This is a genomic window from Roseospira marina (genome assembly GCF_014197855.1).
In the GTDB taxonomy this organism is placed as follows: Bacteria; Pseudomonadota; Alphaproteobacteria; order Rhodospirillales; family Rhodospirillaceae; genus Rhodospira; species Rhodospira marina.
Map to the genome: position 1 here is coordinate 1 of NZ_JACIGJ010000038.1, position 6744 is coordinate 6744.

At 71.4% G+C, this 6744-nt stretch carries 12 protein-coding genes; all 12 read left to right on the forward strand.

Going from position 1 to position 6744, the window contains the following annotated elements:
* On the forward strand, positions 1 to 746 hold a 746-nt coding region (locus tag GGD82_RS20470; protein WP_221240840.1), incomplete at its 5' end, for a hypothetical protein.
* The gene (locus GGD82_RS20475) at positions 743 to 982 is read left to right on the forward strand and encodes a hypothetical protein (RefSeq protein ID WP_150064268.1); all 240 of its coding nucleotides are present in this window, start codon (positions 743 to 745) and stop codon (positions 980 to 982) included. The genes GGD82_RS20470 and GGD82_RS20475, both read left to right, overlap by 4 nt.
* 25 nt (positions 983 to 1007) lie before the next feature.
* Positions 1008 to 1151: a hypothetical protein gene (locus GGD82_RS20890; protein ID WP_211364858.1), complete on the forward strand. Its 144-nt coding sequence runs from the start codon at positions 1008 to 1010 to the stop codon at positions 1149 to 1151.
* Positions 1148 to 1579 carry a phage tail protein gene (locus GGD82_RS20485; protein ID WP_150064270.1) on the forward strand — a complete coding sequence of 144 codons (432 nt, stop codon included), beginning with the start codon at positions 1148 to 1150 and terminating at the stop codon, positions 1577 to 1579. The genes GGD82_RS20890 and GGD82_RS20485 overlap by 4 nt, the downstream gene beginning before the upstream one ends.
* Positions 1566 to 2036, forward strand: coding sequence for a phage virion morphogenesis protein (locus GGD82_RS20490; protein ID WP_150064271.1), 471 nt, complete (start codon positions 1566 to 1568; stop codon positions 2034 to 2036). Before GGD82_RS20485 ends, GGD82_RS20490 begins: the two co-directional genes overlap by 14 nt.
* Before the next feature lie 102 nt (positions 2037 to 2138).
* Positions 2139 to 2930: a DUF4376 domain-containing protein gene (locus GGD82_RS20495; protein ID WP_150064272.1), complete on the forward strand. Its 792-nt coding sequence runs from the start codon at positions 2139 to 2141 to the stop codon at positions 2928 to 2930.
* 3 nt (positions 2931 to 2933) lie between these two features.
* Entirely contained in the window at positions 2934 to 4106 is a 1173-nt protein-coding gene (locus tag GGD82_RS20500) for a phage tail sheath protein (protein WP_150064273.1), read from the forward strand.
* A 17-nt stretch (positions 4107 to 4123) separates the two neighbouring features.
* Positions 4124 to 4639, forward strand: a complete 516-nt coding sequence (locus GGD82_RS20505; protein ID WP_150064274.1) for a phage major tail tube protein — start codon at positions 4124 to 4126, stop codon at positions 4637 to 4639.
* A gap of 252 nt (positions 4640 to 4891) precedes the next feature.
* Positions 4892 to 5215: a phage tail assembly protein gene (locus GGD82_RS20510; RefSeq protein ID WP_150064275.1), complete on the forward strand. Its 324-nt coding sequence runs from the start codon at positions 4892 to 4894 to the stop codon at positions 5213 to 5215.
* Entirely contained in the window at positions 5215 to 5355 is a 141-nt protein-coding gene (locus GGD82_RS20515; protein ID WP_170284508.1) for a hypothetical protein, read from the forward strand. The genes GGD82_RS20510 and GGD82_RS20515 overlap by 1 nt, the downstream gene beginning before the upstream one ends.
* Positions 5356 to 5468: 113 nt before the next feature.
* Positions 5469 to 6029: a hypothetical protein gene (locus GGD82_RS20520; protein WP_150064276.1), complete on the forward strand. Its 561-nt coding sequence runs from the start codon at positions 5469 to 5471 to the stop codon at positions 6027 to 6029.
* A gap of 38 nt (positions 6030 to 6067) precedes the next feature.
* A partial coding sequence (locus GGD82_RS20525) for a hypothetical protein (RefSeq protein ID WP_221240841.1) occupies positions 6068 to 6744 on the forward strand: 677 nt, incomplete at its 3' end.

Consider the following 6744-nt stretch of genomic DNA (forward strand, 5'->3'; position numbering starts at 1 on the left):
CCCAAACCATGACCGATCGTTCCGTCCCCCGGGGCATCCGCAACCACAACCCGGGCAACATCGAACGGGGTGCCCCCTGGCAGGGGCTGGCCGACCCGGCCGAGATGACCGCCGAACAGCGGGCAGAACCCCGGTTCTGTGTGTTCCGGGCGCCGAAGTGGGGCATCCGCGCCCTGGCCCGTGTGCTGATCACCTATCAGGACAAACACGGCCTGCGCACCGTGCGCGGCATGATCAGCCGATGGGCGCCGAAGGCGGACCAGAACAACACCGAGGCCTATATCCGCACGGTCTCCGACCACCTCGGCGTGGCGCACGACACGGCGATCGACGTCCACACCTACGACGTCGCGCGCGCCCTGGTCGAGGCCATTATCCGCCACGAGAACGGCCGGCAGCCCTATGACCGCGCGACGATCGACACGGGCCTTGCCCTGGCCGGGATCGAGCCGCCGGTGCTGATGGTGGCCCCGCCGCCGGTGCCGATTCCGACCAAGCCGGCGCCGCGCACGCTGCGCCAGACCAGCACGGGCAAGACCGGCGCGGCGGGCCTTCTCGCCGCCGGCGGAACGGTGCTGACCGTGGCGGCGGAGAACGCGGACGCGGTCCTCGACGCGGCGACCAACCCGGCCGTGCGCGCGTTGGAAACGGCGGCCCCCTGGATCGGCGGGGTTCTGGCCGCTCTCGCCGCCGTGGCCATCCTGTTGTTGTTGGCCCGCAAGCACCGTCTGGAGACGGCCGGATGAGCGCGATCCTGCGCGCGCTGTTGGGGCGCCTGGGCCGCGTTGTCCTCGCGGCCGGCGCCGCCCTGCTGGCCCTGGTCTGGATCCGGCGCGATGCCGCCCGGGATGCCCGGCGCGAGGGTCACGCCAAAACCCTGAAGGAAACCGCCGATGCGCAAGGCCGCATGCTGGACGCGGCGGGCGATCGCCCTCGCGACCGCGACACTCTGGCTCGCCGCCTGCGCGACGGCCGGTTCTGAGCCCGCCGTGGTGTGCCCGCCCTTGATGGCTTACGACCGCGCGACTCTGGCCGCCGCCGCCGATGCCGTTGACGCGCTGCCGGCGGACTCGCCCCTGATCCCGTTGTTGGCCGACTACGCCCAGGTGCGCGCCCAGATCCGCGCCTGCCATGGGGACGGCGCATCATGAGAACGCTCACCGACCTGCGGGCCGACCTGCTGGCCGGGCCGTTCCGGATCACGCCCGACCGGCTGCTGACGGTGGCCGAGTCCGGGACCGTCCGGGCGGCGCGCGGGTCGCGCAACGACCATCTCGAACTCGCCTACAAAGCCGTCGTCATCATCACCGACTGGACCGGCGATCCGCGCACCCTGTTGTGGTGGGTTACGGACTGGATCCAGCGCCACGCCCCGGCGGCGGCGCCGAACGCGGTCTCGTTCGTCTCCGACATCCTGGACCATGAACGCGCGGACCTCGAGCTGCGCATCGACCTGACGGAGACGGTGCGCGCGGTCCCCACGCCGGACGGCGTGGCGATCGACCGCGAGCCCGATCCCGACGCCCAGGCCCTCGACATGAAAGCCCTGTTCCCGGGAGTCGCCGATGGCGGATCTTGACGGCCAGGCCGGGCTCGACGCCTGGATGGAACGGGCGATGCGCGCGCTCGACGCCGGCACGTTGCGGGGCGTGATGCGCGATATCGCCGCCACGGTGCGCCGGCGGACGCAGGCGCGCATGGCCACCCAGACCGCGCCGGACGGCACGCCCTGGGAGCCCCGCAGGGCGCAAGAGACGGATCACAACGGGGGCGGCACGGTGCGGCGGCGCGCCGCCATGATGCGCGGGCTCCGCCGGTCGCGCCGTCTGCGCATCCAGGCCGCCGGCGATCGCGTGGCGATCGGCTGGCGCGGCCGCGACGGCCGCATCGCCGCGCTGCACCACCACGGCGGCCGAGACCACATCGTGGAGGGGCGGCCCCGCACCGCCGACTATCCCGCCCGCCCGCTGTTGGGCTGGACCCCCGAAGACATCGCCGTCGTGCGGCGTGCGCTCGTGTTGCATCTGACCTCCTGAGCCGTCCGCTTGCCGTCTTTCGGTCGGGTCTTTCGGTTGGAATGCGGGCATTCCAACCGGAGGGCCGTCGCGGGGCCGGGCCGGGGGCGGCATCGTGGCGGCATGGGCCGCGATCACGACATCGACACCGCCGATCTGCACCGCCGCGCCGGCAACATGCTGCGCGTGGGGACCGTCGCCGCCGTGGATCACGGCCGGGCGCGCGTGCGGGTGACCATCGCGGGGCGCGCCTCCGCATGGCTGCCCTGTGATCGTGGAGTGGTGATGATGACGACGTACGCCCGCATTCTGAACAACCGCGCCGTGGACGTGGTCACGGCCGATCCGGCGACCCTTTTTCATCCCCTGATCGCGGCGGAGTTCGTCGCGGTGCCCGATGACGTGGTCCCCGGCGCCCTGCTGGACGGCGACGAATGGACGGCCCCGCCTCCGCCGCCGGATCCCGACCCGGACCCGGAGCCCGCCACCCCGCTGGAACAGGCCCGCGCCGCCGTCCTGTCCGATGTCGAGACCCGCAAGGCCGAGATCCTGGCCGCCGGATACCCGGTGAAGCAGGCCCGCGCGAGCCTGCATGTGGCCGTGCACGACGCCGGCCGCGCCGACCTGGGCGGCATGGCGATCACCGCGCTCGCCGCACACGCCGGCACCGTCGCGTGGCCCGCCGCCTATGCGCAGGGCTGGATCTCGAAAGAGAACATCCGGATCCCGCTGCCCGACCCGGGCGACGGGCTCGCCCTCGCGGCCGGTGTCGGCGGTTGGTACGCGGCCGTCGTCCAGCACGCCCGCGACCTGAAAGACGCTGCCCTCGCGGCCGAGGACACGGCCGCCCTGGACGCCCTCGATCCCGACACCGGATGGCCGACCACACCCGCCCCGGCCGAACAGGAGACCTGACCCATGGCGACCGACTATCACCACGGCGTGCGCGTGGTCGAACTGACCGACGTTGTCCGCCCGATCCGCACCGTCGAGACCGCCGTCATCGGGCTTGTCGCCACGGCCGACGACGCCGACGTCGCGACCTTCCCCGAGAACCGGCCCGCCCTCATCACCGACGTGCGCACCGCCGCCGGCACGGCGGGGGAGAGCGGCACCCTGGCCCGGGCGCTGGACGCGATCGCCGATCAGGCGAACGCCTTGACCGTCGTGGTCCGCGTCCCCGAGGGCGCGACCGAGGCGGAGACCACCACCAACGTGATCGGCGGCGCCGGCGCGGACGGGCACAAGACCGGCCTGCACGCCCTGACGGCCGCGCAAGGCCAGCTTGGCGTGACGCCGCGTATCCTGGGGGCGCCGGGCCTGGATACCGACGCGGTCACGGCGGAGCTGGTCACCCTTGCGCAGGACCTGCGCGGCATGGCTTACGCGGGCTGCTACGGCTGCGACACCCCGTCCGAGGCGGTGCTGTACCGCGCCGGGTTCGGGGCGCGGGAACTCATGCTGATCTGGCCGGACTTCACCGCCTGGGATACGGCGACGTCCACGACGGCGACCGCCTGGGCGACGGCGCGCGCCCTGGGCCTGCGGGCGAAGATCGACGAAGACACCGGCTGGCACAAAACGCTGTCCAACGTGGCGGTCAACGGGGTCACGGGCCTGTCCCGGGACGTGTCGTGGAACCTGCAAAGCCCGGCCTCGGACGCGGGTGTGCTCAACGCCGGCGACGTCACCACCCTGATTCGGGAGAACGGGTTCCGCTTCTGGGGCTCGCGCACCTGTGCCGAGGACACGGCCTTCGCGTTCGAAAGCTACACCCGCACCGCTCAGGTGCTCGCCGACACCATGGCCCGGGCGCACCTGTACGTCATCGGCCGCCCCCTGCACCCCACCATCGCGCAAGACATCGTCGACAGCGTCGACACCAAGATGCGCGAGTTGGTCGGGCGCGGCTATCTGATCGGCGGGCGCGCCTGGTTCGACCCGGCCAAGAACACCGCGTCGCAGCTCTACGCCGGCAAGCTGGTGATTTCCTACGACTACACCCCGGTGCCGCCGCTGGAAAACCTGCTGTTCGAGCAGACCATTACAAGCGACTACCTCGTCGACTTCGCCGCTCAGATGGCGGCTTAACCTGGAGGGCATCACCGATGCTTGCGAAGACGATCCGCAACTGGATGGTCATCGTCGACGGCCGCACCATGGCGGGCCTCGCCGAGGACGTCACCCTGCCCGAACTGGAACGGACGACCGAAAGCCTGCGCAACGCCGGCATGCTTGGCCCGGTCGAAACCGACCTGGGCCTGTCCGGCCTGTCGCTGTCGTTCACGCTCACCGAGTTCAACGAGGACGTCTTGCGCGCCTGGGGCCTGTTCGGCGCCGGCGCCACGCCGGTTCGCTTCCTGGCCGGGGCGCGCTCGGATGAGAACGACGCCAACACCGACGCAATCGAGATCGCCGTGCGGGGCCGCTGGAAGAAGATCAGCCACGGGACGGCCAAGCTGGGCGAGGTCGCCAAGATGTCGATTGAGATGCCCTGTTCCTATTACCGCTACCGCGTCAACGGTGAGGCCCTGATCGAGATTGACCTGATCGCGGGGACCGAGATCGTCGACGGCAAGGACCGTCAGGCGGATATCCGGAAAGCGATCGGATTGGTTTCTTGAGTTTTTGTTCTAATCGCCCCGGGTCGGTCCTGCGGACCTCACGGGGCTCCGCTGCCCCGGGCGACCTCCGGGCGCCCTTTCTAAACAAGGCGCCCTTCGGGCGCCGGGGCAGCGCCGGCCCGGTCGGGCCGGTTGGAATGCCGCTGATAAGGAACACCAAACCGACGCGACGGCGTCGGCGGGCCGTTAGGCCCGGAGCCGCGCGACGTCCGAAGGACGGCGCTGCGGCGATAAGACGAAAGGACACCCCCCATGACCGAGATCCGCACCGTCACACTTCACCACCCGATCCCGTTCGGGAAGGACAAGACCCTCGACCGGATCCGCCTGCGCGCCCCCAAGGCGGGCGACCTGCGGGGCCTGCGGCTCGCCCGCTTGGAAGAGGCCGAGACCGACGCGATCCTGACCATCGTCCCCCGGATCAGCCTGGACGCGGTCGCGGGCGTGCACCTGGCGGAGCTGCATCCGTCCGACCTTCTGACCCTCACGGCGGAGGTGCTGGGTTTTTTCGCGCCGCCTGCGGCCGTGGTCGAGGGGGAATCCCCGACGACACCCGCGCCGCCTGGGGCGTCCTGATGCAGGCCTTTCCGGGCTCGTTCCCGCCGGACGTCTTCGACGCCCTCCCCCTCGATCGCTACGCCGAAGCCTACGACCTGGCCGTCGAATATCTGACCACTCAGGCCGAAGCCCTGCGCTCCGGTCACCGGGGGACATGACCCCGCCCGGGACCCAAGGGTCCCGGGCGACCGACGCGACCGCGTCGGCGCCGCGTATGCGGCGGAGCCCCGCGAGGCCAACGGCCGATCCGGGGCGATAAAAGGAAACCACCATGGCCGACCTGTCCCTTTCCATCGCCCTTGCGGCGATCGACAACGCCACGGCGCCCTTGCGCCGGGTGCGGGAGGCCGCGCGCCAGATGGGCGGCGGGGCGCGTGCGGCGACGGAGCGGCTGGGCGGTCTGGAACGATCGGCGGAACAGTTGACCGCGTTCCGGTCCATGCGGGCGCGGACACGGCAGAACACCCGCGCCTTGGCGGGCCTGGACACCGAACTGACCGCCGCACGGGAACGGCTCGCCAGCGTGACGGCGGAGACCAACGGCTCCGGCCGCGCCTTCGAGCGCGCGACCCAGCATGTGGCCCACTTGGAGCGACGACAGGCCGCCTTGCGCCGGCGCACCGAGAGCATGAGGACGGCCACGGACCGCATGGGCGAGGCCTTGCGCGAGGCCGGTGTGGACACGAACAACGCCGGGGCGGAAGCCCGGCGCCTGGCCGACGACATCGCGCGCGCCACCCGCCGCGCGAACGCCTTGGCCCGGATCGAGGCGCGCTTTGATCGCATCCGCCGCGCCGCCTGGGCATCGGCGCGGACGCCTTGCAAGGCCTGATCGCAGTGGGCGGGCGGTTCGGCGCCGACCAGGACGCCATGATCGACGGTCTTAAGGAACTGTCCCTCCGGGCCGATGAGTTTGCGGGCGAAGGCGGGGGCGAAGGGGCGGAAGCGTTCCAGCGTCTTGGCCTGACGCAAGAGCAGATCAACGCCACCAAGGACAACACCGAAGCCCTGTTCGAGCTGGTGCGCGGCAAGATGGAGGGGATCGGGGACGTGGCCGCCCGCGCGCGCCTCGCCGACGAGCTGTTCGGCGGGACCGGCGAAGACATGGTGGAAATGCTGTCCGCGTCCTCCGACGAGCTGCGCCGCATGCGGGCGGAGGCGGAGGCCTCCGGTCAGATCCTATCGCCCGAGGATATCGCGAGCGCGCGGTCCCTCTCGGATGGCCTGCGCCGCCTGAAGGGCATCATGGGCGGGCTGTCCAAGACCATCGCCGCCCGGTTGGCGCCCGTGCTGATCCCGATGATCCGCAAACTCGGGGACTGGATCGCCGCCAACCGGGAGGTGATCGCAACCGAGATCGGATCCGTGGTCGAGCGTCTGTCCGCCGCCCTCGATCGGGTGGACTGGTCGAACGTGCTCGCGGGGCTGCGCACGTTCGGCGCCCGCGTCGGGCGCGTGGTCCAGGCGATCGGCGGCTGGGACAACGCCATCCTCGGCGTGATCATCACCATGAACGCGGGGCTGATCGGCTCCGTGGTGATGCTTGG